Raw genomic sequence first — 24,553 nt, 5'->3', positions numbered from 1 at the left:
CTCCGTGGGAGAAGGAGCGGCGTTCGGTGCGTGCGATCGGCGTGCGGGGTGGCGGGCGTCGCGACGCCGCGGAGATCCATCAGAAGGGCCCTAGGCGGAAGCGCGCCGTACCAGTGTCGTGGGCAGGATGATGCTGGACGGTGCGCCCGCCGGCTCGCTCCGGTGCAGGCCCCGCAGCAGCAGCCGGGCCATCAGCCGGCCCATCTCCTCGATGTCCTGACGGACCGTCGTCAGCGACGGTCCGTCCTGCTCGGTCACGGGCAGGAGGTCGTCGAATCCGATCACGGCCACGTCCTCGGGCACCCGGCGACCGCGTTCGCGCAGCACGCGCAGGGCGCCGAGCGCGGTCAGGTCGTTGGCGGCGAACACGGCGTCGACGTCCGGGCAGCGGTCGAGGAGTTCGGCCATGGCGCGCTCTCCGCCGGCCGGGGTGAAGTCGCTGGCCACGACCAGCCGTGGGTCGGCCCGGCCCATGACGTCCCGGTAGCCGTCGAGGCGGTCGGCCGCGGACGTCTGGTCCAGCGGCCCGCTGATGTGCGCGATCCGGGTCCGGCCGAGGCCCGCGAGGTGGCGTACGGCGTCCCTGGCGCCGCCCCGGTTGTCGGAGTCGACGTACACGACGTCGTTCGAGCCGTCGCTCCAGCCGGGCCGCCCGCCGAAGACGGTGGGGACCTTGGCGCCCTCGATCAGGCCGGGCAGCGGGTCGTCGAGGTGCAGTGAGAAGACGAGCGCGCCGTCGACGTGGCCGCCGGCGAGATAGCGGGCGACCCGCGCGTGGTCGTCCCGTCCCTCGGTGAGCAGCAGCACCAGTTGGTTGTCGTGGGCGGTCAGTTCCTTGCTGATGCCGCGCAGCTGGAGGGCGAAGAAGGGGTCGGTGAAGATCCGGGTCTCGGGTTCGGCGATCACGACGGCGACGGCGTCGTGCCGTCGGGTCACCAGGGAGCGGGCCGCCTGGTTGGGGACGTAACCGAGTTCCTCGACCGCCTGCCGGACCCGCGTCACCAGGGGCTCACGCACGCCGTCGCCGCCGTTGACGACCCGGGAGGCGGTCGCCCGGGACACCCCGGCCCGCGCGGCCACGGCCTCCAGGGTGGGACGCGACACTGCCTCGGACACCTCGGCCCTCCTCGTCGGCGGCTGCCGATCAGCATAGCCCCGGGTGACAGGAGGTCAGGGAGCGCGGACGGCGCCCAGGACGGCCGGCCCCTCAGGAGGGCTGTTCGGGCCGGGCCCGGCTCGGCTGGACGCGCTTCGGCTCGCCCGGCATCTTCGGGTACTCGGGCGGGTACGGCAGGTCGCCGAGGCCGTGGTCGTGTTCGTCACGGCGGGCGAGTTCCAGGAGCGGATCGAGGGAGAAGGCGTGGTCGTCCATGTCGGCGTGCACGTCGCCCACTTCGGCGAACCGCGCCGGCATGGTGACGAGATCGAAGTCCTCCGGGCGGACGTCGTCGACCTCCACCCAGCGCAGCGGCGCGGAGACGGGGGCGTCCGGGCGGGGGCGCAGGGAGTAGGCGGAGGCGATGGTGCGGTCGCGGGCGGTCTGGTTGTAGTCGACGAAGATCCGCTCGCCGCGTTCCTCCTTCCACCACCTGATGGTCACCCGGTCCGGCATCCGGCGTTCCAGTTCGCGGCCCACCGCGATCGCGGCGCGCCGGACCTGGGTGAAGGTCCAGCGCGGCTCGATGGGCACGAAGACGTGCAGCCCACGGCCGCCGGAGGTCTTGGGCCAGCCCCGCAGTCCGCCGAACTCGTCGAGGACGGCGCGCAGTTCGTGGGCGGCGCGGACGGCGTCGGCGAAGTCGGTGCCGGGCTGCGGATCGAGGTCGATGCGGAGTTCGTCGGGGTGGTCGACGTCGGTGCGGCGCACCGGCCACGGGTGGAAGGTGAGGGTGCCGTACTGCGCCGCCCACACCACGGCGGCCTCCTCGGTGGGGCACATCTCGTCGGCGGTGCGGCCGCTGGGGAAGGTGATGTGGGCGGTGGGGATCCAGCCGGGCATGCCCTTGGGCGCGCGCTTCTGGTAGAACCACTCGCCCTCGACTCCGTCCGGGTAACGCTGGAGGGTGGTGGGACGGTCGCGCAGGGCGCGCAGGATGCCGGGGCCCACGGCCGCGTAGTAGCGGGCGACGTCCAGCTTGGTGAAACCGCGCTCCGGGAAGAACACCTTGTCCGGGCTGGACAGCCGAACCGTCCGCCCGGCCACCTCCAGTTCCACCGCATCACCCATGCGGCCACGGTAGGCGCACCGTCCCCGCCCCGCACATCGGCCCGCGCCGCGCGACGAGCGGGGCTCAGGGAGCGCTCGTAGAGTCGAACGCATGGATCTGCCGGTGATGCCGCCCGTGAAGCCGATGCTCGCCAAGCCGGTGGCGAGGATCCCACCGGACATGCAGTACGAGGCGAAGTGGGACGGCTTCCGCGCGATCGTGTTCCGGGACGGCCCGGAGGTGGAGCTCGGCAGCCGCACCGGGAAGCCGTTGACCAGGTATTTCCCGGAGCTGGTGGCGGCGCTGACGGAGCGTGTGCCCGAACGCTGCGTGCTGGACGGGGAGATCGTGATCGCCCGGGAGGGCCGGCTGGACTTCGACGCGCTGACCGAGCGGATCCATCCGGCGGACTCCCGGGTGCGCACGCTGGCGGAGCGGACGCCCGCCTCCTTCGTCGCCTTCGACCTGCTGGCGCTGGCCGACCAGTCCCTCCTGGACGTCCCGCTGACGGACCGCCGCGCCCTGCTCACCCGGGCGCTGTCCGGGGTGACGCCGCCCGTGCACCTGGCCCCGGCGACGACCGACGTCGAGGTGGCCCGGCAGTGGTTCGAGCAGTACGAGGGGGCCGGTCTCGACGGGGTCGTCGCGAAGCCGCTCACCCTGCGGTACCGCCAGGACGAGCGCGTCATGTTCAAGGTCAAGCACGAGCGGACCGCCGACGTCGTGGTGGCGGGCTACCGCCTCCACAAGAGCGGCCCGGTGGTCGGCTCGCTGCTGCTCGGTCTGTACGACGACCGGGGCGCCCTCCAGCACGTGGGGGTGTCGGCCGCGTTCCCGATGAAGCGGCGGGCCGAGCTGATCGAGGAGCTGGAGCCGCTGCGCATGGCCGACGTCTCCGGGCACCCGTGGGCCGCCTGGACGGAGGAGGCGGCGCACGAGTCGGCCCGGCTGCCGGGGGCGCCGAGCCGCTGGTCCGGCAAGAAGGACCTGTCCTGGATCCCGCTGCGGCCGGAGCGGGTGGCGGAGGTGGCGTACGACCACATGGAGAACGGGGCCCGCTTCCGGCACACGGCCCGGTTCCGCCGCTGGCGCCCGGACCGGACGCCGCACAGCTGCACCTACGCCCAGCTGGAGGAGCCGGTGCGGTACGACCTCGCGGAGATCCTGGGGTCGTGAGGGTCGTGGGGTCTGCCAGGTCCTGGGGGACACCCGAGCACCGGCATCAGTCCTGGCCGGCCGGCGGCTCCGCGGGATTGCGCAGACCCTCCGCCGCGTCCGCGACGCGGCGGATGAGCTCGAAGAACTGGGTCTGTTCCGCGGCCGACAGCGGAGCCAGGAAGACCTGGTTCATCCGGGCGGTGCGCACGACGAGCTTGCGGTGGGTGCGCAGCCCGGCGTCGGTGAGGCGCAGCAGGAAGCGGCGGCCGTCCTGCGGGTCGCGCACCTTGTCGAGGAGCCCGCGCCGGGTGAGCCGGCTGATGACCTCGGCGATGGTCGACCGGTCCAGGCCCACCCTCTCCCCCACGGTCCGCTGGTCCAGCCCCGGCTCGGCGACCAGCACGTTCAGGACGGCGAACTGCGGCGAGGTGATCTCCTCCGAGACCATCGTGTTCCACAGCAGGTAGTGGGCCTGCTGAAGGCGCCGGGCCAGGTGCCCGGGGTGGGTGGTGAGGTCCACCGCGGCCATGTGCGCTCCCTGCTCCGAATTGATTGGTGCACTGAACGATACTCGGCCTTGACGGGCCGCGACGCCGGTGGCAGCGTGAGAGGCACCTCGCCGAAATACTCAGTGCGCTGATTAATCGAGAGACACGGGTCATGACACTCACCCAAGCCGACATCGACCGCGAGATCGCCGCCGAGCACGCCGCCTACGAGAAGCGCGTGGCCGAGGGCGCCCCCGTCGAGCACCACCCCCGACGGGACTACGCCCCCTACCGGTCCTCCCTGCTCCGGCATCCGAAGCAGCCGCTGGTCGCCATCGACACCAGCAAGGACCCGGAGCTGGTGGAGCTGCACTCCCCCGCCTTCGGCGAGCGGGACATCACAGAGATCGACAACGATCTGACCCGGCAGCACCACGGCGAGCCCATCGGGGAGCGGATCACGGTCTCCGGGCGGCTGCTGGACCGCGCCGGCCGGCCGGTGCGGGGACAGCTCATCGAGATCTGGCAGGCCAACGCGGCCGGCCGGTACGCCCACCAGCGGGAGCAGCACGACGCCCCGCTGGACCCCAACTTCACGGGTGTCGGCCGTACCCTCACCGACGCCGACGGCGGCTACCACTTCACCACCGTCCAGCCGGGCCCCTACCCCTGGCGCAACCACCTCAACGCCTGGCGTCCGGCGCACATCCACTTCTCGATGTTCGGCTCGGCGTTCACGCAGCGGCTGGTGACGCAGATGTACTTCCCCAGCGATCCGCTGTTCCCGTACGACCCGATCATCCAGTCGGTGACGGACGACGCGGCCCGGCAGCGGCTGGTCGCGACCTACGACCACAGCCTGTCCGTGCCGGAGTTCTCGATGGGGTACCACTGGGACATCGTGCTGGACGGCCCGGGCGCCACCTGGCTCGAAGAAGGACGCTGACCTGCCATGACGAAGATCGACGCGAGCAGCCCCGAGAACGTGCTGCCGACCCCGTCGCACACGGTCGGCCCGTTCTACGGCTACGCCCTGCCGTTCCGCGGCGGCGAGGACATCGCACCCCTCGGCCACCCGGACACGGTCACCGTCCACGGGTACGTCCTCGACGGCGAGGGCGCCCCGCTGCCGGACGCGTTCGTGGAACTCTGGGGCGCCGACCCGGAGGGGAACGTGTCCACCACCGACGGTTCGATGCGGCGCGACCCGGCGAGCGGTGGCCATCTCGGCCGCAACGGCGTGGAGTTCACCGGCTGGGGCCGGATCCAGACCGACGCCGACGGGCACTGGTACGCGCGGACGCTGCGGCCCGGTGCCCGTGGCGACAGCGCCCCCTACATCAGTGCGTGCGTGTTCGCGCGCGGGCTGCTGGTGCACCTGTTCACCCGGATCTACCTGCCCGGCGACGACGCGGCACTCGCCGCCGACCCGCTGCTCACCCGGGTGGGCGACCGGCGCGGCACGCTGATCGCCGCCGAGGAGGGCCAGGGGACCTACCGTTTCGACATCCGCCTTCAGGGCGAGGGCGAGACGGTCTTCCTGGAGTTCCAGTGACAGCAGCGACGAACGGCGGCGCCGACACGGGGCTGCTCGGCCCCGGATGGTACGGCTCCGCCGCCGCGTCCGCGACCGGTGACGGTGCCTATCTGCGGGCGCTGCTGGACGCGGAGGCGGCGCTCACCCGTGCCCAGGCGGCCGTCGGGCTGGCCCCGGCCGGGGCCGCGGCGGCGGTGACCGAGGCGGCCGATCCGGCGCGCTTCGACGCCGGCGCCCTCGCGGAGCGCGCCCGGGCGGGCGGCAACCCGGTCATCCCGCTGGTCGCCGACCTGACGAAGGCGGTCGGCGCCCCGTACGGGCCGTACGTCCACCTGGGTGCCACCAGCCAGGACATCATGGACACCGCGACCATGCTGGTCGCCGCCCGCACCCTGGACCTGGTGCTGGCCGACCTGGGGCGCACGGCGGCGGCCCTGGGGAGGACCGCCGCCGAGCACCGGGACACCCCGATGCCGGGCCGCACGCTCACCCAGCACGCCGTACCGACCACGTTCGGGCTGAAGGCGGCCGGCTGGCGTTCGCTGGTGCTCGACGCCCGGGACCGCACGGCACGGGTGCGTGCGTCGCTTCCGGTCCAGCTCGCGGGCGCGGCCGGGACGCTGGCGGCGTTCGGGGCGTACGGCGTCGCGGACCCCACCGTGCTGCCCGAGGCCTACGCCCGGGAACTCGCGCTCGCCGCGCCGCTCCTGCCCTGGCACACCCTGCGCACCCCCGTCGCCGACCTCGCCGGGTGCCTGGCCTTCACGGCCGGGGCGCTGGGCAAGATCGCCGTGGACGTGCTGACGCTGTCCCGGACCGAGATCGGCGAGGTCGCCGAGGGCAACGGCGGCGGTTCGTCGGCGATGCCGCACAAGGCGAACCCGGTGCGCTCCACGCTGATCGCGGCGGCCGCCCGGCGGGCCCCGCAGCTGGCGGCCGTCCTGTACGGCTCCCTGGCCGCGGAGGACGAGCGGCCGGCCGGCGCGTGGCACGCGGAGTGGGAGCCGCTGCGGGACCTGTTGCGGACGGTGGGGGGCGCCGCGCGGGACACGGCGGAGCTGACGGAGGGGCTGCGGGTGCGTCCGGAGGCGATGCGCGAACACCTCGGGCTGACCGAGGGGCTGATCGTCTCGGAGCGGCTGTCCGCCGAGCTGGCCCCCGTGCTGGGCCGGGCCCGGGCGAAGGAATTGCTGACCGAAATCGCCCGCCGCACCCACGCCGAACACCGAACGCTGCGTGAACTCCTGGCTGAGGAACCAGAGTTGCAGGGGCTCGACCTGGACGACCTCACCGACCCCGCCCGCTACACCGGTTCCGCCGGTGCCCTCATCGACCGTGCCCTGGAGCGACGTTGACCGAGAGACTGCTCAACCACCGTGTCGAAGGCGCCCCCTCGGCGCCCCCGCTGCTCCTCGGGCCGTCGCTGGGCACCTCGTACGCCCTGTGGGACGACGTGGCACCCGAGCTGTCGACCGGTCACCGGGTGGTCCGCTGGGATCTGCCCGGGCACGGCGGTTCGGCGCCCGGCCTGATCGGGGCCGGGGCGACCGTGGCCGACCTCGCCGACCTGGTGCTCGCGCTCGCCGACTCGCTCGGCGTCGAGCGGTTCGCGTACGCCGGGGTGTCGCTGGGCGGTGCGGTGGGCCTGCACCTGGCCGTCCACCACCCCGAGCGGCTGGAGAGTCTGGCCGTGATCTGCTCCTCGGCCCACTTCGGCGGGTCCGGGCCCTGGCAGGAGCGCGCCGAGCGGGTACGCCGGGAGGGCGTGGCGTGGCTGGCGGAGAACGCCCCCTCACGCTGGTTCACGCCGGGCTTCACCGTGCCCCGGCTGGTGGCGGACCAGCGGACGGCCGACCCGGAGGCCTATGCCGCCTGCTGCGACGCGCTGGCCGCCTTCGACCTGCGCGACCGGCTCGGCGAGATCTCCGTCCGCACCCTGCTGATCGCGGGCCGGCAGGACACCGCGACCCCGCCGCCGCACCTGCGGGAGATCGCGGACGCGACACCGGCGGCCACGCTGGTCGAACTGCCGGGGGCGGCTCATCTGGCACCCGCGCAGTGCCCCGAAGCCGTCCTCACCGCCCTGCACGCCCATCTGGACGGGGGCGCGGGGCGTGGCATGGCGGTACGCCGGGAGGTGCTGGGCGATGCGCACGTGGACCGGGCGCAGGCTCGCCAGACGCCGTTCACGGCCCGCTTCCAGGAGTTCATCTCGCGCTACGCCTGGGGCGAGATCTGGACCGATCCGACCCTCTCCCGCCGCGAGCGCAGCATGATCACGCTCACCGCGCTGGTGGCCCACGGCCACTACGAGGAACTGGCGATGCACGTACGGGCGGCCCGGCGCAACGGGCTCACCCCGGAGGAGATCGGCGCGGTCCTCCTCCAGACGGCCGTCTACTGCGGCGTCCCGGCGGCGAACTCGGCGTTCGCGGCGGCCCAGCGGGTGCTGGCGGAAGAAGAGGGGTGACCCCGCCGGGGGCGGGTGCGTCGCCGGGACGCCCGCCCCGACCCCGTCAGCGCAGTCCCCGCCCCGTGTCCAGCACCTCCCGGGCCTGGGCGACCAGCCCGTCCGCCCCGCAGGACCGGGCCAGCGCGAGCCCGCGGTTCAGCTCGGCCACCGACCGCGCGGCGATCCCGTACTCCACCCGCGCCGCCGCGTGCTCGTACTGGCAGGGCGAGGCCTCCAGGTAGGCCACCGCCTGGGACGCGAGCCGTACCTGCCGCTGCCCGGTCTCCAGCGCGGCGGCGCACCGCAGGGCCTCGCCGATGGCCGTGTCGGTGCCGAACCGCTCCGCCTGGCGCCGGGCGTCGGAGGCCAGCCGGGCCGCGCGTACCGGGTCCTCGCTCGCCAGCGCCCGGGCGAGGTCGAGCGCCCACGGCACGACCACGGGGTTGAAGTGGCCGCGTGCGGCGGCCGCCTTCTCCGCCGCCTCCAGTTCGTTGACGGCCTCCTCCCTGCGTCCGACGGCGAGCAGCAGCCGGCCGCGTACCGACCGGGGGTCCGGCATCACGATGGTGGAGGGGTAGGGCGGTGCGAAGCCGTACTGCTCGGCGGTCTCCCAGGCCTGCTCGACATGGCCGCGGGCCAGCAGCGTGTCGACGAGGTTGCAGGTGGCGGTCCAGTACAGGGGCAGCCCCCGGCCGACCCGCTCGGCGATCCGCAGGGACTCCCGCAGGGAGGTCTCCGCGTCCCGCAGCCGGCCCCGCCTGCGGTGGCCGAGGCCGACGTAGGCATGGGCGAGGGCGAGGTGGCCGCCGCTCCAGCCGGCCGACTCGTAGGCGCGCAGTGCCTCGTTGTACAGGGCCTCCGCGCGGTCGAGGCGGTCGGTGTAGACGTAGGAGCTGGCGAGCATCAGCAGGAGTTCGATGCCCCATTCGGTGTCCGTCCAGCCGAGTCCGGGTGCGAGCCGGCCGTTGACGAGGGAACGGTCGCACAGTTCGGCGACCTCCTCGGCGCTCTCGCCCTGGATGAGCAGGTCGAAGCCGCGCAGCATGAGCAGGGCGCGCTCGGAGTTGTCGCGGCCGGTGCAGGTGTCCGCGAGTGCGGCGAGGCGTTCGGAGCGGCGCGGGGAGACCGCTTCGCCCGCGATGCCCTCCCACATGAACTGGACCGCCTGCAGCCGCAGTCGGGCGGGCCCCTCCTCCTGCCGGGCGGCCTCCGCCTCGACGGTGCGGACGGCCTCCTCCAGCTGGTCGTTGTGGAGCAGGGCCTGGGAGAGGCGGAAGACGGCGTCGACGCGTTCGGCGCCGGCGAGGCCGGACATGCCGAGCGCGCTCCGCAGATGGCCGATGGTGACGACCGGCTTGGTGAGCAGGGTGGCGCAGCCGAGTTCGTAGAGCACGCGCGCGTGGACCTCGGGTAGGGGCGGTTCGCGCAGGGCCCGTTCGAGACAGCGGCGGGCCGCGTCCGGGGCGCCGACGGCGAGGTGTTCCTTGGCCGCGTCCCGCAGCTGCTCGACGAGTTCCTCGTCGTCGTCCGGGTGCACCTTGAGCAGGTGGCGGGAGGCCTCGGCGATGCCCCGGCCGTCGTCCAGGACGATCTGGGCGGCGATGCCGTGCATGGCGGTGCACATCGCGGGCGGGATGGAGTTGTAGACGGCGGTGGCGATCAGCGGGTGGACGAACTCCAGGTCACCTGCCCCGGACCGGGAAGCGGCCGGGTCGGGCTCGGTGAGGATACGCGCGGAGCGCAGCAGTTCGGCGCAGCGTTCGGCGTCGTCGACGGTCATGCCGGCGAGCTGGGCGACGAGGTCGACGGAGATGCCGGTGCCGAGGATGGCGGCGGCCCAGGCGAAGCGGGTGGCGTCGACGCCGAGGCCTTCGAGGCGGGTGACCAGTCCGCCGCCGCGGGCGGAGCGGTTCAGGTCGCGCAGTTCACCGGCCCGGGCCTCGACCGGTTCGACCTCGCTGTCCTGGACCTTGGCGAGGAGTTCCACGGTCTCGTAGGGGTTGCCGCCGGTGACGGCCCAGACCTCGCGGCAGAACGGGGCGTCCGCGTGGGCGCCGAGGGTGGCGCGCGTCAGGCCGGCGACCGCGTCCGGGGTGAGGGCTGCGAGGTTGCGCAGGGGGCGCCCGGCGGCGGCCACGGCGTCGAGGTGGCGGGCGCTGTCGCCGCTGACCTCGCCGGGCCTGCGGGCGACCAGGACCAGGACGGAGAGGTCGTCGAGGCGTTCGACGAAGGCGGCGAGCCAGGCCAGGGTCTCCTGGTCGGCCCAGTGCGCGTCGTCGATCAGCAGGACCAGTGGCCAGTCGCGTCTGGCGAGCCTGCGGACGGCCGCGACGAGGCCGTCGCGGACACCCTGCGGGTCGGCCTGGCGGTCGCCGGGGTCCGTGATGCCGAGGGCGGGCCCCGCGATGTCGTACCAGTCGCCGAGGTACTCCCGGGCCTCCTCCGGCAGCAGCGAGACCAGGGCGGGCTGGAGGAGCTGCCGCACCACGTGGAAGGGGACGCTGCGCAGGGTCTCGACGCCTCGGGTGGACCAGACGGCCCAGCCGCGGCGCTCCGCCATCCGGCGGGTCTCGGTCAGCAGCGCGGTCTTGCCGAGCCCGGCGTCCCCGCGCAGGACCAGCAGGTTGCCGCAGGAGGAGGCGTCGGAACCCAGCACGTCGAGTGCCTCGGTGATGGCGGCGAGCTCCTCGTCACGCTCCCACAGGGGCGCCGTGGCACACCCCGGGGGCTGTTCCTCCGTCATCCCGCTACCTCCCCAAGTCGCCCGAACGACGTACAGACCACGAGCGTAGCCGTCCTGTTGGCTGACCGGAGGCGGGTCCGGACAGCGGTTGCCGTGACGGGTGACAGCGGACCGGCGGGCGACGCGTGTCGGCCGGGACCTGCCGCTGCGCAGCGAACGGACCGTCAACGGGCAGGGAAATGAACCTGGTTCATGAAGATCGTGAAGATCGTGCGGCGACCGGGCGGAGCCGGCCCCTCCGGGCGCTGGCCGCGGGCTCGGCCGGCAACTTCATCGAGTGGTACGAGTTCGGTGTCTACGGTTATGTCGCGACGACGGTCGCCGAGCGGTTCTTCACCCCGGAGGGCGGGAGCGCGGTCGAGGGCCTGGTGCGCACCTATGCCTCCTTCGGGCTGGCGTTCTTCTTCCGGCCGCTGGGCGCGGCGCTGTTCGGCCGGCTGGCCGACCGGCTCGGGCGGCGGCCCGTGCTGATGCTCGTGGTGGCGCTCATGACGGGTGCCACGGCGCTGATCGGGCTGCTCCCGACGTATGCCCGGGCGGGTGCGCTCGCGCCCTGGCTGCTGACGTTCCTGAGGGCGGTCCAGGGGCTGTCGGCGGGGGGTGAGTTCGGGGGTGCGGTGGCGATGCTGACGGAGTACGCGCCGCCCGGGCGGCGGGGGCTGTACGGGGCGTGGCAGTCGTTCACCGTGGCGCTGGGGCTGCTCGGTGGGGTGGGTGTCGCGGTCGGGCTGTCCGGCCTGCTGACGGCGGACGAGTTCGCGTCGTGGGGGTGGCGGTTGCCGTTCCTGCTGGCGCTGCCCCTGGGCGGGCTGGCGTTGTGGTTGCGGGCGGGGCTGGACGAGACGCCGGAGTTCCGGGAGCCGGCCGTGGCGAACGTGCGGGTCTCCGCGGGGGCGATCGCGCTCGCCGCCGGTCGGGTGACGGGCTGGTCGGCGGCCGGGTACACGTTCCTGGTCGTCCTGCCCTCGTACCTCCAGACCACCCTGCACACCGGTTTCCGGGCGGCGCTGCTGGCCACCGCGCTGGCGAACGTCGGTTTCGCGGCGGCGATCCTCCCGGCGGGGCTGCTCAGCGACCGGGTGGGGCGGCGGCCGGTGATGCTGGCGGGCGCCGGGCTGGTGGTACTGCTGGCGTTGCCGTTGCTCGGCCTCCTTCAGGACGCGGGTACCCCGCGGGCGGTGCAGGGCGCGGCCCTGTGCGGTGCGGGTGCGCTGGTGGGGCTGATGGCCGGGCCGGGACCCGCGCTGCTGGCCGAGATGTTCCCGGCGCGGGCCCGGTGCACGGGGCTGGGACTCGCCTACGCCCTGTCCAATGCCGTGTTCTCGGGCTGTGCGGGGCTCATCATCACGGAGGCGGTCAGGCGCACCGGCGATCCGGACGTCCCCGGTTACTACGCGGCGGCGGCCTGCGCGGTCAGTGTCCTGGCGCTCCTCGCACGGCCGAAGCGGAAGGCGGGTTGAGACGGTGCTGGTGATCGGTCTGATGTCCGGGACGTCCTACGACGCGGTGGACGCGGCGGCGGCCGAACTGCGGCTGGCGGAGGGCACGCTGCTGCTGAAGCCGCTGGGGACGGTGAGCACACCGTACGACGACGAGCTGAGCGAGGCCCTGGCGGGAGCGCTGCCTCCGGCTGCCGTACCGCTGGCGCGGGTGTGTCTGCTGGACACCCGGATCGGGCAGGCGTTCGCGGCGGCGGCCGTCCGGGCCAACCGTGACCTGTGCGGCGGGCGGGCCGACCTGGTGGCCTCGCACGGGCAGACGGTCTTCCACTGGGCGGACGGCGGCCGGGTGCACGGGACGCTGCAGCTCGGGCAGCCGGCCTGGATCGCGGAGGCGACGGGGCTGCCGGTGGTCGCCGACTTCCGGCCGCGGGACGTGGCGGCGGGGGGCCAGGGCGCGCCGCTGGTGAGCCTCGTGGACCTGCTGTGGCTGCGCGGCCGGCCGGGTACGCCCGTGGCACTGAACCTCGGCGGGATCGCCAACCTCACCGCACCGGACGGCACGGCCTTCGACACCGGGCCGGGGTGCGCGCTGCTGGACGCGGCGGCCCGGGAGTTCACGGGCGGACGGCTGCGGTACGACGTGGACGGCGCCCTGGCGGCCCGCGGCCGACCGGACCCGGCGCTGCTCGAAGAGCTGCTGGCGGAGCCGTACTACGCGCTGCCCGCGCCGAAGACGACCGGCAAGGAGCTGTTCCACGCGGGGTACTGGCGGGCCCCCGAGGGGATGTCGGCCGAGGACGCGCTGGCCACGCTCACCCTGCTGACGGCCCGCACGGTGGCGGACGCCGTGCGGAGCGTGGGGGCCACGGAGGTGGTCGCGTCGGGCGGCGGCACCCGGAACCCGGTGCTCCTGGACATGCTCCGCGGCCTCCTGCCGGGGACCCCGGTCCGCGTCTCCGACGAACTCGGGCTGCCCGCGGCGGCGAAGGAGGCGTACGCGTTCGCGGTCCTCGGCTTCCTCACCGCGCACGGCCTGCCGGGCACCGACCCGAGCGCCACCGGTGCCCGGCACCCGAGCGTGCTCGGCTCGCTGACGCCGGGCCGGGACGGGCTGCGGCTGCCGCCGCCGGCGGCGGGTCCGCCGGTCCGGCTGCGGATCGAGTGAGCCAAGCAACAGCAGTCGCCCGAAAGTCGGCGCATCCTCTCATCCGACTTTCACCGACGCCTCATACGGTAGGAGCATGACGCAGGTGACTCCTCCCGGGTGGTACCCCGACCCCGGGCAGACAAGTGACGGTCCGGCCACCGAACGCTGGTGGGACGGCACGGCGTGGACGGAGCAGACCCGCCCCGCCGGATCGGGCGCCGACTGGGGTCCCCCGCCGCCGCAGCAGCCGCCGGCCGTCGGTCCGTACCCGGCCGCGGACGGGACGTACCCGCAAGCCGACGGGGCGTATCCGCAGGCCGGCGGGACGTACCCGCAGGTCGGCGGGGCGTATCCGGTGTACTCGGCGGCCCAGCCCCCGTACCCGGGCTATCCGGGGTATCCGGCTGCGGCGCCCGCGGGCAGGCGCGGGCTGGTGACCGGCATAGCCGTCGGCATCGCGGCCGCGGTGCTCGTCGCCATCGGGGTGGGCGTCTACGCACTGACCGCCGACGGCGGTGACAACGGCGGCCAGGCCTCGCAGCAGGGGTCGGGCGGCCAGGGCGGTCCCGAGGGACAGAACGGGCAGAACGGCGGGCAGGGCTTCCCGTTCGGCGGGTCGGGCGGCGGTTCGGGATCGGGCGGTTCGGGATCGGGCGGTTCGGAGGGCTCCGGCGGGTCGGACGGTGGGGCGTCGCCCTCGCCGGACCGGTCCGGGGCTCCGAAGGTACAGGGCGGCGGCACGGTGCCGGACTCCGTGAACGCCATCAGCCTGCCGGTTCCGGACGGCTGGACCGGACAGGCCGGGCAGGTGGGTGCGCAGATCACCTCCGACGACTCCTACAAGTGCCCCGGCGACGCCTCCGAGACCTGCACCACCGGGGGTGCCTACTCGGCGCCCGCCGTGGTGCTGGGCACCTCGGGCAGCACGGCCGAGGCCGTCGCCAAGGCGGACATCGCCGCCAGCGCCAAGGAGTCGTACGGCGGCAAGACCTACGGCTCGATCACCTCGCACCAGGTGCTGGCCTCCAAGGCACTGACGGTGGCCGGGCAGAAGGGCTACATGGTGCGCTGGAAGGTCGTCACCAGCAAGGGCGCCGACGGGTACGTCGAGTCGCTGGCCTTCCCCTCACCGGCGAACGCCCGGCAGATCGTGGTGGTCCGGTTCGGTGTGGACGTCGGCCAGAAGGAGTCGGTGATCGACACCATCACCCAGGGCATCAAGGTCTCCGCCGGCGGCGGCAGCGGCCAGACCGTCTGACCCCGGCCCGCCGCCGGCACGACGTCGGCCGGGTGGGGTGCCCCTCCGCTCAAAGGGGCACCCCACCCGGCCGGGGGGTGCGCGCCGCCCCCGTCCCCACGGTGCGGCGCGATCAGGTCACCGTCCAGTCATCCCGTGGACGGCGGCCTGGGTCCTAGGTCAGTCCGAGTGCGGGCAGCACCACGGCCTCCACGAAGCCCTTCAGGTAGTCGGCGTCGGCGTACTCGCCGGTCAGCACCGGGCGGACGCGCAGGACGCCGAACATCATGGCGGGGACGTACTCCAGGGCGGGATGTCCGGCGGGCACCTCGCCGCGCTCGACACCGCGCCGCAGGATGTCCGCGAGGGCGCACATCTCGGGGTCGACCAGCGCCTCGCGCAGTGCCCGGGCCAGCTCGGGGTCGGAGGTCACCGCGTGGCCGAGCGCCTGGAGCAGCTTGGTGTCCTTGTGTGACCAGTCCCCCGCCGCGACGGCCACCTGACGCAGGTCGCCGGCGAGCGTACCGGTGTCGATCCCGACGAAGCGCACCTTGCGGTTGGCACGCAGCGCGGCCGCGACGAACAGCGGCTTGTTCTTCCACTGCCGGTACAGCGTGGACTTGCTGCACCGGGTGCTGGCGGCGACGCCCTCCATGGTCACGGAGTCGTAGCCGCACTCGCGGATCTGTTCGAGCACGGCGTCGAAGAACTCCCGCTCACGCTCCGGCGTGATCTTGGAGCGGCGCGAGGCGGCGACCGTGTCCGGTCCGTCCGCGGCCTGCGACGTCATGCGCTCTTCTCCTCGCTCCTCGGAAACCTACAACCAGTGTGGCCCACGTCTATCGATACGCCACTGTACCGGTACTCGGCCGTATCGGTACAGTGGCGTATCGGTACGCTTTCGTATCGATGAGTATCGGCAGTGAGGGGGCCTGGGATGAGATCCCAGTCCAAGGGGGCGGAACCGGAGCCGGGCGCGATAGCCCGGCCGCCGCTCGTCCGTGAGTTCCTACTGGTCGCGGGACTCTTCCTCGTCTACAAGTTCGGGCGGCAACTGGCCACCGGCCACACCGCCGAGGCGCTGCACAACGCCCACCGGATCTGGGACCTGGAACGGACGCTGCACCTGCCCTCGGAGGTCGGCGTGCAGTCCGCACTGCTGCACGGCGACACCCTCGTACAGGTCGCCAACACCTACTACGCGACGGTTCATTTCCCGGCCACCCTGGCCTTCCTGGTCTGGCTCTACCTGCGGCGTCCCGCGCACTACCGCTGGGCCCGCCGGGTCCTCGCCGCGGTCACCGCGGCCGCGCTGGTGCTGCCCTTCACCTTCCCGCTGGCACCGCCCCGCATGCTGGCCGCGACCGGCCTGGTCGACACCGCCCGCGTCTACGGTCCCTCCGTGTACGGCCCGCCCGCCCGCGACCACCTCTCCAACCAGTTCGCGGCGATGCCCTCACTGCACTTCGGCTGGGCCCTGATGGTGGCGATCGGCCTGATCGTGGCGACCGGGTCCCGGTGGCGCTGGCTGTGGCTGCTGCACCCGGCGATCACCCTCCTCGTGATCGTGGGCACCGCGAACCACTACTGGCTGGACTCGGTCGTCGCCACCGCGATGCTCGGCGTGGCCCTCGCCCTGATCCGCCCCGGGACGTCGACCGGGGGGACCTCCGCCCCGCTTCACCCGCGCCGCACGGCCACCCCGGCCGACCGCGGCACGCGGACCCTCGTCCCGGAAGAGCCCGTGCCGGCGGGAGCGGCCCGATGAGCACCGCAGCCGTCGTCGCCGTCGCCCTCTCGCTGGTCTCGGCGGTCGCCTACGCGGCCGCCGCCGTCGCCCAGGAGCGCCTCGCCTCGAAGACCGCCGGAGCGGGTCTGCCGCGACTGCTCGGCTCCGGCGCCTGGTGGACCGCGGTCGGCCTGAACGCGGGCGCCGCCCTGCTCCACGTCGTCGCCCTCAAGTACGGTCCGCTCACCCTCGTGCAGCCGCTGGGCGCGCTGACCCTGGTCGCGGCCGTGCCGATGGGGGCGCGGGTGGCCGGCCGCCGGGTCAGCGCCACCGAGTGGCGGGGTACCGCCCTCACCCTGCTGGGGCTCGGTGCCCTCCTCGTCACGGCCTCGGGTCCCGCGCCCCACCAGGTGCTGGGTCTGACCGAGGCCCTCGTGGTGGCCGGTACGACGGCCGCCCTGATCGGCGTCCTGTCCCGCCCCGGCACCCGCCCCGGCCTGCGCCACGCCACCGCGTCCGGTCTCGCCTCGGGCGTGGCCTCGGCGCTCACCCAGACGGTGACGGTGGCGGCGACGGACCGCTCGGGCCCGCTGCTGAGCGCCGAGGTGGTCGTGGTGGCCGTGCTGGTGGCCGCGTTCGCGGTGGGCGGCCTGCTCCTCTCCCAGACGGCCTACCTAGGCGGCCTGGGCGCCCCCCTGGCCGTGGTCACCCTGTCCAACCCGATGGCGGCGGCGGTGATCGGCCTGGCCCTGCTGGGCCAGGGGCTGCGGGGCGGCGCGGTGGGCGTCCTGCTGGCCCTGGCGGGCGCGGCCCTGGCCTCCTGGGGCGTGGTCCTGCTCACCCGGGTGACACCGGCGGGTCCGGCCGTCGAACCGGACGAACAGCACCCGGTGGCGGCGGTCCTGGCCCTGGAGGAGGCGAGGAGAGCGACGGAACAGGCGCTGCTCCCCGGGCTCCCCCAGCAGAAATCGGAGCCGGGGCACCTCACGGCCCTCTGAGCGGCACTGCCGTCGGCCGAAGCGCCCCGGAAGGGGCGCGGGGAACTGCGCGACCAGCCCCCACCAGGCCGTATCCGCACGACAACCGCTCCCGCCCCCACGGAGGGCGTGACGCCACGGCCGACGCCCGTCACTTTCCATGGACGTCGGCCGTATCCGGCTCACCCCCCGGTCACTCCGTGATGATCGCGGGGTCGCTCACACCCGGCTTGCCGTTCTCGACGTGTCCGGCGAACCGCCGCAGGAACGTCCGGTCGGCGTCGGAGGTGACGGTCACGTCGTACCAGCGGTGGCTGTGCGCGAGGCCCACGACGTGCCGCACGGTCGCCCCGGCGCGCACCGTGACCGTGCACGGCCTGCCCCCGTACCCGTCGGTCAGCGTCAGCCGCACGGTCCCGGACCCCTTGTTGGTGAGGGTCAGCTCGATGTCGTCGCCGTGCGCCCGTGCGGTCACCTCGGGACCCGCCGCCTTCCCCGGCCCTCGGAAGCCGCGCAGGAAGCCGTTCGGGCCGTGCACGGTCAGGTCGTACGAGCCGCCCGAGTACGCCGAGTTCCAGGTGTCGGAGAGGGACTTGCCGGCCTCGGTGGTGTAGCTCCAGGGTCCGTCGGCGCGGTTGTCGGAGGTGACCAGGAAGGCACCGCCGGCGTGGGCGCCCGACGCGAAGGTGAGCGTGAACTTCCCGGCCGCCGCGTCCAGCGCGCCGTCCACCACCGGGGCGTACCTGAGCGGCCTGGTGGGCCGCGAACCGCGCTCCTGCCTGGGCAGCGAGGGATGGGCGGGCGGGGTGGGCACGTAGTCGGGGTGCCGGTTCCGGTCCGGCGGCCGGTAGCCGTCGGTGGCCGGCAGCGCGACCGGCCTGGTGTCCTCGCGGGAGAAGTCGAACGCGGCGGTCAGGTCGCCGCTGATCGCGCGCCGCCAGGGCGAGATGTTCGGCTCGTGGACGCCGAAGCGGGCCTCCATGAACCGGATGATCGAGGTGTGGTCGAGCGTCTCGGAGCAGACGTACCCGCCCTTGCTCCACGGGGAGACGACGAGCATCGGGACGCGCTGGCCGAGGCCGTAGGCGCCGGCGGCGTGGCTCGCGTCGCCCTTGAAGAGGTCCAGGGCCGGGTCGACGGTGGACTTGCCCTGGGCGGCGGAGGCCGGCGGGAAGGGCGGGATCAGGTGGTCGAAGAAGCCGTCGTTCTCGTCGTACGTGATGAACACGGCCGTCCTCGCCCACACCTCCGGGTCCGCGGTCAGCGCGTCGAGGACCTGGGAGATGTACCAGGCGCCGTAGTTGGCGGGCCAGTTGGGGTGCTCGGTGAACGCCTCGGGCGCGACCACCCAGGAGATCTGCGGCAGTTTGCCGGCCTTGACGTCGGCCTTGAACAGGTCGAAGAAGCCCTCGCCCTTGGTGGCGTCCGTGCCGGTACGGGCCTTGTCGTACAGCGGGTCGCCGGGCTGGGCGTTCTGGTACTGCTTGAAGTAGAGCAGGGAGTTGTCGCCGTAGTTGCCCCGGTAGGCGTCCTGGATCCAGCCCCAGCCACCCTTCGCGTCCAGGCCGTCGCCGACGTCCTGGTAGATCTTCCAGGAGACGCCCGCCTTCTCCAGGCGCTCGGGGTACGTGGTCCAGCTGTAGCCGGCCTCGTCGTTGCCGAGGACCGGGCCGCCGCCCTGGCCGTCGTTGCCCGTGTGACCCGTCCACATGTAGTAGCGGTTGGGGTCGGTCGAGCCCATGAACGAGCAGTGGTAGGCGTCGCAGACGGTGAACGCGTCGGCGAGCGCGTAGTGGAACGGTATGTCGTCCCGGTTCAGGTACGCCATGGTCGTGGAGCCCTTGGCCGGCACCCACTTGTCGTACTTACCGTTGTTGACCGCGGTGTGCGTGTCGCTCCAGCCGTGCGGGAGGTCCTGGATGAAGGCCAGGCCCAGGTCGTCGGCGTCCGGGTGGAACGGCAGGATGTCCTTGGTGCCGTTCGACTGGTGCCACACCGAAGTGCCGTTCTGGGTGACAGGACGGGGATCACCGAAGCCGCGGACGCCTCTGAGGGTGCCGAAGTAGTGGTCGAACGAACGGTTCTCCTGCATCAGGACGACGATGTGCTCGACGTCCTGGATCGACCCGGTGCGACGGTTCGCGGGCAGCGCGGCGGCCCGCTGGACGCTGCTGGACAGCGCGGTGAACGCCGTCGTGGCGCCCGCCAGTTGAAGGAATCGGCGCCGGTTTGGTTCGGTCATGAGTGGGCGACCTCTCATCCTGACGTACGGGACGGCCGGAACAGGGCGGATGTGTGCGGGTGCGAGTGTTCCAAGGGCAGCGAACGTCAGGGAAGGGTCCGGTGGCGCGGATGTGAAGCTCGGCGGTACGTGAGGTAGGGAACGGGTAAGACGGCGGAACCGGTCGCGGCCGGGGGACGGCCGCGACCGGTTCCGCCGCGGGGTCAGCTGATGAAGGAGCCCGCGGCGCAGGCGCTCTCCGTCACCCACTGGTGGGACAGGATGTTGTCGTTCATGGAGTGGCCGTCGGTGAAGTGGTCCCGGGTGAGGTCGTCGACGTAGAGCTCGCCCGGCTTCAGGCAGCCGTAGCCGCCCGAGTAGTTGGCGTAGTAGTAGAAGGCCACGACGTCCTTGCCGCCGACGTAACCGCTGTTCATCACCGAGGAGGCGACGTTGCCGACGCCCTGGAAACCGCCGGCGTTGTCGGCCCAGTCGGAGTCGTTGCCCGCGCTGACGCCGAGCAGGCCGCCCGCGCAGTCCCAGTCCCGCCAGGCACGCACGTTGCCGTCGCGGCCCGGCCAGGCCGCGTTGCAGCCGGCGGAGGCCTGCGCGTTCACCGGGAGGGCGAAGCCGACGGCCGCGACGGCCAGGGTGGTGAGGGCGAGGGTCATTTTGCGCATGATGCATCCCGTTCTGCCTCGTCGGAGGCGGTCGGTGTGGGAGGGGGCCGCGGCGGACGCCGCGGAGTCATGGGGTGGCGGCGGGTGTCAGGTGCGGGCGGGCACGAGGTGTTCGGCGCGCTCCAGCGCCTTCAGGCGCACCTGCCGGTAGGCCTCCAGCCGGGCGCCGTACTCGCCGTCCAGCTGGGCCAGGTAGTGGGCCTCGCGGTCCTGCCCCACGGACCTCAGGGGGACCTCGCGGGCGCAGGTGGCGTCGGCGACCGCGATCCGGGTCTCGGCGGCGAAGCTCCTGGCCTCCTCGGTCCGGGTCTGGACCGCCGGGTGCTGCCGGGTGGCCTGCCGGGCCGCGTCGGGGTCCCGGTAGGGAAGGCCGGCCCGCTTCATGCAGGCCGACCACGCGCGCACGGCGGCGGTGAACCGCCGGTCGCGCAGCAACTTGCCGACGTAGAGCGGGCGCAGGTTGCTCGCCGTGGTGTCGAGCCGGAACCAGGTGCCCGGATCGCCGTACAGTTTCCGCTCCGCCTCGCCGTCGCAGCCGCCGGTCTGCTTGCTCACCGTGCCCCCGCCGGGGACCTCGGTGCGCAGCAGCTCGGCCTTGCGGCCGCCGTCGAGCGCGGTGTCGTACGCGGCCCCGCGGGCGGCCCCGAGGCCCTTGCGGTAGGCGAGGTTGGGGTTGCGCAGCCGGGCGCGGTCCTCCTCGGCGGTGATCCGGCTGCCGTATCCGTAGGTACGGGCCCAGCGCACGTCGTCCTGGACGTAGCCGAGCGGCCTGCTCTCGGCCAGGCTCAGGGGGCGGTCCGTCCAGTAGCGGAAGCCGTGGTCGGCCATGCACCGGGCGACCAGGCGCTGTTCGGCGTCCGAGATGCGCAGGTCCTCGGCGTAGGTGAGGTCACGGGTGCGGTGTGCGGCCGCCGGGGCCGAGTCGTCGCCGGACGCCCCGGCGCAGCCGGTGAGGGCGAGCGCGGCCACGGCGGCGACGGCACTCAGCCGCGCTGCGCTTCGGCGAAAGGCAGTGCGCTTCATCGGTCGCCTCCCTGGGGCGTACGGCGGAGCGGTCGGTGCTCACGAGCCGTTGACGCCGCCGGGCCGGCGTTCGTATGACCCGCGGTCGCGGGCACTTTCCGGCGCTGCGGATTTCGTGGCGAATCCGCGTGCGCGGTCATACGGGGGCCGGCCGCCGCCGGTCTCCCGCACGGGGGGTGCCATGGCCACCCACAGAATCCAGCCAACTGCGACAGGAGGGCGGAAGGCTCCCACGGCAACGACGGGCCCGGTCCCGTTCGCCACACCGGGCGTCGCGCCGGTTCCGTCCGGTCGATCGGACGGACGGGTTCCGGACACGGCGGCCCGGATTTCGGCCTGCCCTGACGGTGGCCGCCGATATCGTTGTCGGCATCCGCTGGGAGCGGCGATCGGGGATCGATGTTCGAAGTACGTCTGCTCGGGCCGGTGGAGGTCTGGGAGGGCGGCCGGCGGGTCCCGCTCGGCGGCTCCAGGCCCCTTGCGGTCCTCGCCTCGCTCGTCGTGCACCTGGGCGAGGTCGTCTCCACCGAGCGCCTGGTGGACCTCGTCTGGGACGAGGACGCCCCGGCCACCGCGGGCGCCCTGGTCGCCACCCATGTCTCCGCCGTGCGCCGCGCCCTGGCCCGGGTGGACGCGGCCGAGGTGATTCGCACCCGGCCCCCCGGCTACCTCGCCGACCTCGCTCCCGCCCAGGTCGACGCCCGCCGCTTCGAGGAGCTCCTCGCGGCGGGACGGTCCGCGGGGCGTACCGAGGAGGCGGCCGGGCTGCTGGCCCAGGCGCTCGGGCTGTGGCGGGGCCGGGAGGCGCTGGAGGGGCTCGGCCAGTCGTTCGCGCGCATCGAGTCGGCCCGCCTCGCCGAGCTGCGGCTGGTCGCCGAGGAGGAGTCCTTCGGGCTGGCGCTCGACCTGGACCGGGCCGACGCCGTGATCGCGCCGCTGCTCGGTCATGTGGCCGCGCATCCGCTGCGGGAGCGGCCCCGCGCCCAGCTGATGACCGCCCTGTTCCGCACCGGCCGCGTCTCCGACGCCCTGCGCGTCTTCCAGGAGGGCCGTACGGTCCTGCGCGAGGAGCTCGGCATCGACCCCGGACCGGAGCTGCGGGCGGTGCACCAGGCCGTCCTGACCCATGACACCGGTGTGCTCGGCAGCGGACGCCCGGCGCCGGTACCGGTGCCGGCCCAGCGAAGCGGGCGGTCCCGTCCGGCGCCCTCCCATCTGCCGCCCGACATCGCCGACTTCGTGGGCCGGGCGGACCAGGTGAAGTGGGCGACGGAGCTGCTGCGGGGCGTCGGTGACAGCGGCCGGACCGCCCCGCCGATCGGGGTGATCTCCGGGCGCTCCGGCATGGGCAAGACGGCCCTCGCCGTGCACGTCGGCCACCGCACCGCCGAACTCTTCCCGGACGGCAGGCTGTTCGTGGACCTGCGGGCCGCCGACACCACCCCGCTGGAGCCCGCCGACGCACTCGCCCGGCTGCTGCGCGCGATGGGCGTCGAACCGGACACGCTGCCCTCCGGCGTCGAGGAGCTGACCGGCCTGTACCGCACCCACATCGGGCACCGGCGGGTCCTGATCGTCCTGGACAACGCGTCCGGTGAGGCCCATGTCCGGCCGCTGCTGCCGCCGGGGCCCGGCTCGGCGGTGCTGGTCACCAGCCGCCGCAGGCTGGTGGCCCTGGAGGGCGCCGCCCATCTGGACCTCGCGGCGCCCGACGAGGCCGAGGCGCTCGAACTGCTGCGCCGAGTGGCCGGCGAGGGACGGACGGGGACGGAACCGGAGCGGGCCGCCGAGATCGTCGCCCTGTGCGGGCGGCTGCCGCTCGCGGTCCGCATCGCCGGCGCCCGGCTCGCCGCCCGGCCGCACTGGGCGCCGGGCCGGCTCGCCGGACGGCTGCGCGACGAACGCCGTCGGCTCAACGAACTCAGCGCCGGGGACCTGGAGTTGCGCACCAGTCTGGAACTCGGCTACGCCGACCTCGATCCGCAGGAGCGGCGGGCCTTGCGCCGGCTGGCGCTGCTGGAGCTGCCCGACTTCGCGGCCTGGATCGCCGCCCCGCTGCTCGACATAGGGACCGAGGACGCCGAGGAGGCCGTCGAACGGCTGGTGGACTGCCACTTCATCGACGTCATCGGCGTGGACGGCACCGGCCTGCCCCGCTACCGCATCCACGATCTCGCCCGCGAACACGCCCGTGAGCGCTGTCTGTCCGAGGAGAGCGCCGAGGACCGCGCGGCGGCGGTCCTGCGGCTGGTCGGCAGCTGGCTGGACCTGGCCCGCAAGGCCGCCGCCCGGGGGCCCGGCGGAGCGGTCCGGTACTTCCCCGAACCGGCCGCGGTGCGCCCGCTCGACCCGGAGACCGAGGAGTCGCTGCTCGCCCGGCCCGCGGCCTGGTTCGCCGCCGAGCAGGCCGGGCTGCTGGCCGCCGTCACGCACTGCGCCGAGCACGGCATGGCGCGCGCCGCCCGGGATCTCGCGGGGGCGCTGATCGCGAGTTCGGCCGCGCTGTACAACCAGTTCGACGCCTGGTCCCGCGCCCACACGGCGGCCATGGCGGCGGTACGGCGCGGCGGCGACGCCGAGGGCGAGGCCTGGCTGCTCGTCGGCCTCGGCCAACTCCGCTACGAGCAGGACAGGTTCGAGGACGCGTACGCCTACTTCGCCGACGCGCTGCGGCTGTTCGAGGACGGTGCGCCGGGCGGCCGTGCGGTGGCGCTGGCCGGGATGGGCACCGCCCGCCGCGAACAGGCCCGCTACCCCGAGGCACTGGAACTGCTGGAGGCCGCGCTGGAGCGGTACGGCGCCACGGCGGACGCCGGGTCCCGGGCCCGGGTGCTGTACGGCATCGGTTACGTGCACCGGGAGCAGGGCCGGGGCGGACCGGCCCGGCAGGCGCTGTCCGGGGCCCTCGACCTGTACCGGGCCGCCGCCGACCGGCACGGCGAGGGACTCACGCTGCGGTCGCTGGCGCTGTGCGACCGGGCCGAGGGGCGGTACCCGGAGGCCGAGCGGCTGCTGCACGACGCGCTGCGCGTCTTCACCGGACTGCAGGACACCTTCGGCGTGATGTACACCGAACAGGCCCTGGCGAAGGTGGAGTTGCGGACCGGTCGCACCGAGGAGGCGGGGCGGCGGCTGGCGCGCTGTCTGGCGGTGGCCCGGGAGCGGCAGGACCGGTTCGGGGAGGCGCTGGTGCTGCGCACGCTCGGAGAGCTGCGGCTGGCCGCCGGGGACACCGCGGGCGCCCGCGAGCCGCTGGAGCACGCGGCCGCGCTGTGGGCGGAGTTGGGGCTGCCGCTGTGGCGGGCGCGCACCATGTGGGACCTGGCCCGGGTGTGGTCGGCGGACGGTGACACCCAGGCAGCGCGCCGGGCCCGCGCCGAGGCGCTGGAGGTGTTCCGTGCCCTGGGCGGACGGGAGGCGTGGGAACGGCGGGACGACCTGCCGTCGTAGCCTCGCAGGGACTGCAGAAGTCCTGGTGGTGCGCTTGCAGGGAACCTGCAGAGCATTTGCAG

The 24,553-nt window shown here is 73.9% G+C and carries 19 protein-coding genes; 11 read left to right on the top strand and 8 right to left on the bottom strand.

Features of this window, described 5'->3' with window-relative positions:
* Positions 1-90: 90 nt before the first annotated feature.
* Positions 91-1,116 carry a LacI family DNA-binding transcriptional regulator gene (locus AB0958_RS34705; protein ID WP_366894449.1) on the bottom strand — a complete coding sequence of 342 codons (1,026 nt, stop codon included), beginning with the start codon at positions 1,114-1,116 and terminating at the stop codon, positions 91-93.
* 91 nt (positions 1,117-1,207) lie between these two features.
* Positions 1,208-2,227 (bottom strand): non-homologous end-joining DNA ligase, encoded by a 1,020-nt coding sequence (ligD, locus tag AB0958_RS34700; protein ID WP_366894448.1) that lies wholly within the window; start codon positions 2,225-2,227, stop codon positions 1,208-1,210.
* Between the two features lie 91 nt (positions 2,228-2,318).
* Between ligD and AB0958_RS34695 the strand changes: the two genes are divergently transcribed.
* Positions 2,319-3,383, top strand: a complete 1,065-nt coding sequence (locus AB0958_RS34695; RefSeq protein WP_366894447.1) for an ATP-dependent DNA ligase — start codon at positions 2,319-2,321, stop codon at positions 3,381-3,383.
* 46 nt (positions 3,384-3,429) lie between these two features.
* Here AB0958_RS34695 and AB0958_RS34690 read toward each other — a convergent pair whose 3' ends face one another.
* Positions 3,430-3,894: a MarR family transcriptional regulator gene (locus tag AB0958_RS34690; RefSeq protein WP_366894446.1), complete on the bottom strand. Its 465-nt coding sequence runs from the start codon at positions 3,892-3,894 to the stop codon at positions 3,430-3,432.
* 131 nt (positions 3,895-4,025) lie between these two features.
* On the opposite strand from AB0958_RS34690, the gene pcaH reads away from it, so the two are divergent.
* Genes pcaH through pcaD form a run of 4 tightly spaced genes read left to right on the top strand, consistent with a single transcriptional unit; the run spans position 4,026 to position 7,860 of the window.
* Positions 4,026-4,799, top strand: coding sequence for a protocatechuate 3,4-dioxygenase subunit beta (gene pcaH, locus AB0958_RS34685; RefSeq protein WP_366894445.1), 774 nt, complete (start codon positions 4,026-4,028; stop codon positions 4,797-4,799).
* Positions 4,800-4,805: 6 nt separating this feature from the next.
* Positions 4,806-5,408, top strand: coding sequence for a protocatechuate 3,4-dioxygenase subunit alpha (gene pcaG / locus AB0958_RS34680; protein WP_366894444.1), 603 nt, complete (start codon positions 4,806-4,808; stop codon positions 5,406-5,408).
* Positions 5,405-6,745, top strand: a complete 1,341-nt coding sequence (pcaB, locus tag AB0958_RS34675; protein WP_366894443.1) for a 3-carboxy-cis,cis-muconate cycloisomerase — start codon at positions 5,405-5,407, stop codon at positions 6,743-6,745. The genes pcaG and pcaB overlap by 4 nt, the downstream gene beginning before the upstream one ends.
* A complete protein-coding gene (gene pcaD / locus AB0958_RS34670) occupies positions 6,742-7,860 on the top strand; it encodes a 3-oxoadipate enol-lactonase (protein ID WP_366894442.1) in 1,119 nt (372 codons plus the stop codon). The genes pcaB and pcaD overlap by 4 nt, the downstream gene beginning before the upstream one ends.
* Before the next feature lie 46 nt (positions 7,861-7,906).
* On the opposite strand, the gene AB0958_RS34665 is transcribed toward pcaD, so the two are convergent.
* Positions 7,907-10,585, bottom strand: coding sequence for an AAA family ATPase (locus AB0958_RS34665; RefSeq protein WP_366894441.1), 2,679 nt, complete (start codon positions 10,583-10,585; stop codon positions 7,907-7,909).
* A gap of 179 nt (positions 10,586-10,764) precedes the next feature.
* Here AB0958_RS34665 and AB0958_RS34660 point away from each other — a divergent pair, with 179 nt between their 5' ends.
* From AB0958_RS34660 to AB0958_RS34650, 3 genes are all read left to right on the top strand, one after another.
* Positions 10,765-12,045: an MFS transporter gene (locus AB0958_RS34660; RefSeq protein WP_366894440.1), complete on the top strand. Its 1,281-nt coding sequence runs from the start codon at positions 10,765-10,767 to the stop codon at positions 12,043-12,045.
* A gap of 4 nt (positions 12,046-12,049) precedes the next feature.
* The gene (locus tag AB0958_RS34655; RefSeq protein ID WP_366894439.1) at positions 12,050-13,192 is read left to right on the top strand and encodes an anhydro-N-acetylmuramic acid kinase; all 1,143 of its coding nucleotides are present in this window, start codon (positions 12,050-12,052) and stop codon (positions 13,190-13,192) included.
* Between the two features lie 76 nt (positions 13,193-13,268).
* Positions 13,269-14,432 carry a DUF2510 domain-containing protein gene (locus AB0958_RS34650; RefSeq protein WP_366894438.1) on the top strand — a complete coding sequence of 388 codons (1,164 nt, stop codon included), beginning with the start codon at positions 13,269-13,271 and terminating at the stop codon, positions 14,430-14,432.
* 154 nt (positions 14,433-14,586) lie between these two features.
* Here the strand turns inward: AB0958_RS34650 and AB0958_RS34645 are convergent, their stop codons facing one another.
* Positions 14,587-15,201: a TetR/AcrR family transcriptional regulator C-terminal ligand-binding domain-containing protein gene (locus tag AB0958_RS34645; RefSeq protein ID WP_366894437.1), complete on the bottom strand. Its 615-nt coding sequence runs from the start codon at positions 15,199-15,201 to the stop codon at positions 14,587-14,589.
* A 147-nt stretch (positions 15,202-15,348) separates the two neighbouring features.
* On the opposite strand from AB0958_RS34645, the gene AB0958_RS34640 reads away from it, so the two are divergent.
* Together AB0958_RS34640 and AB0958_RS34635 are read left to right on the top strand one after the other, a co-directional pair.
* Positions 15,349-16,179 carry a phosphatase PAP2 family protein gene (locus AB0958_RS34640; RefSeq protein WP_366894436.1) on the top strand — a complete coding sequence of 277 codons (831 nt, stop codon included), beginning with the start codon at positions 15,349-15,351 and terminating at the stop codon, positions 16,177-16,179.
* Positions 16,176-17,138 (top strand): hypothetical protein, encoded by a 963-nt coding sequence (locus tag AB0958_RS34635; RefSeq protein ID WP_366894435.1) that lies wholly within the window; start codon positions 16,176-16,178, stop codon positions 17,136-17,138. The genes AB0958_RS34640 and AB0958_RS34635 overlap by 4 nt, the downstream gene beginning before the upstream one ends.
* A 172-nt stretch (positions 17,139-17,310) precedes the next feature.
* On the opposite strand, the gene AB0958_RS34630 is transcribed toward AB0958_RS34635, so the two are convergent.
* The 3 genes from AB0958_RS34630 to AB0958_RS34620 form a co-directional block, all read right to left on the bottom strand.
* Positions 17,311-19,359 (bottom strand): phosphocholine-specific phospholipase C, encoded by a 2,049-nt coding sequence (locus AB0958_RS34630; RefSeq protein WP_366894434.1) that lies wholly within the window; start codon positions 19,357-19,359, stop codon positions 17,311-17,313.
* Positions 19,360-19,562: 203 nt separating this feature from the next.
* Complete coding sequence (locus AB0958_RS34625; protein ID WP_366894433.1) at positions 19,563-20,009, bottom strand: hypothetical protein; 447 nt, start codon at positions 20,007-20,009, stop codon at positions 19,563-19,565.
* Positions 20,010-20,105: 96 nt separating this feature from the next.
* Positions 20,106-21,041: a hypothetical protein gene (locus AB0958_RS34620; RefSeq protein WP_366894432.1), complete on the bottom strand. Its 936-nt coding sequence runs from the start codon at positions 21,039-21,041 to the stop codon at positions 20,106-20,108.
* Between the two features lie 399 nt (positions 21,042-21,440).
* Between AB0958_RS34620 and AB0958_RS34615 the strand changes: the two genes are divergently transcribed.
* Entirely contained in the window at positions 21,441-24,491 is a 3,051-nt protein-coding gene (locus AB0958_RS34615; protein ID WP_366894431.1) for a BTAD domain-containing putative transcriptional regulator, read from the top strand.
* Positions 24,492-24,553: the final 62 nt, after the last annotated feature.

The organism is Streptomyces sp. NPDC006655, assembly GCF_040703965.1.
Classification (GTDB): Bacteria; Actinomycetota; Actinomycetes; order Streptomycetales; family Streptomycetaceae; genus Streptomyces.
This window is presented reverse-complemented; position numbering and strand designations above follow the sequence as displayed.